Raw genomic sequence first — 288 nt, 5'->3', positions numbered from 1 at the left:
GGTCGGGTGAGGGTTGCGCGCACCGTTCTCGCCACGCATCTGCGCCACGGAGAGCCGTAATGAAAGATTCGCTCTATCAACAAGCGCCAGGCGCTGCAGGCTATGCGGATGCCCGCGAGGTGCCGCTGCGCGAGCTGGATGGCCCATCGGAGCTACCGGTGAGCCTGGCGCTCAATGACACCGCGATGGGCACCTTGCTGGCCAGCCCAGAGGCCCTTGAGCCGCTGGCGCTGGGGCATGCCTTCACCGCGGGCTGGATCACGCGGCGTGACGAGGTCTCGGCGATCC

At 67.7% G+C, this 288-nt stretch carries 1 protein-coding gene; it reads left to right on the top strand.

Annotated elements, in window-relative coordinates; all coding sequences use genetic code 11:
• Nucleotides 1-59: 59 nt before the first annotated feature.
• Nucleotides 60-288: hypothetical protein (locus CKO35_RS17660; RefSeq protein WP_200177408.1), on the top strand; the 229-nt coding region annotated here is incomplete at its 3' end.

The organism is Ectothiorhodospira shaposhnikovii (assembly GCF_016584105.1).
Lineage (GTDB): Bacteria > Pseudomonadota > Gammaproteobacteria > Ectothiorhodospirales > Ectothiorhodospiraceae > Ectothiorhodospira > Ectothiorhodospira shaposhnikovii.
The sequence above is the reverse complement of the archived record's forward strand: the minus strand, read 5'-3'. Positions and strand labels throughout refer to the sequence as shown.